At 54.6% G+C, this 293-nt stretch carries 2 protein-coding genes; both read right to left on the minus strand.

Going from position 1 to position 293, the window contains the following annotated elements; genetic code table 11:
• On the minus strand, window positions 1-108 hold a 108-nt coding region (locus ACNQ0W_RS25605; protein WP_417933334.1), incomplete at its 3' end, for a ClpX C4-type zinc finger protein.
• A gap of 5 nt (window positions 109-113) precedes the next feature.
• A partial coding sequence (locus tag ACNQ0W_RS25610; RefSeq protein ID WP_417933333.1) for a hypothetical protein occupies window positions 114-293 on the minus strand: 180 nt, incomplete at its 5' end.

The following is a 293-nucleotide window of genomic DNA, read 5'->3' on the forward strand; positions in this document are numbered from 1 at the left end:
GATGAAGACCGAAGGGCCGGCAATCAGTTTTTTGACCTCATGCTGGCTCTTGCCGCAGAACGAGCAGTACAGCAGCTTTTCGCCAGTCGAGCCTTTCTTGTCCGCCATAACGATTACCAGTAGTTCTTGGCAGCATCATACGCCAAATTATCTGGCGACGATCCGCTGGTGTTGTACAAAGCAAAAACGAGGCGCGAAGCCTCGTTTTTGACACCGCTTGACATGCTTTGCGCGCTTAACCAGTGTGCCGCCGAGGTGACCCGGAACACACCGGCTATCGCGCACATCGGCGT

The sequence above is a fragment of the Enterobacter cloacae complex sp. 6730903 genome (assembly GCF_048283985.1).
In the GTDB taxonomy this organism is placed as follows: domain Bacteria; phylum Pseudomonadota; class Gammaproteobacteria; order Enterobacterales; family Enterobacteriaceae; genus Enterobacter; species Enterobacter hormaechei_C.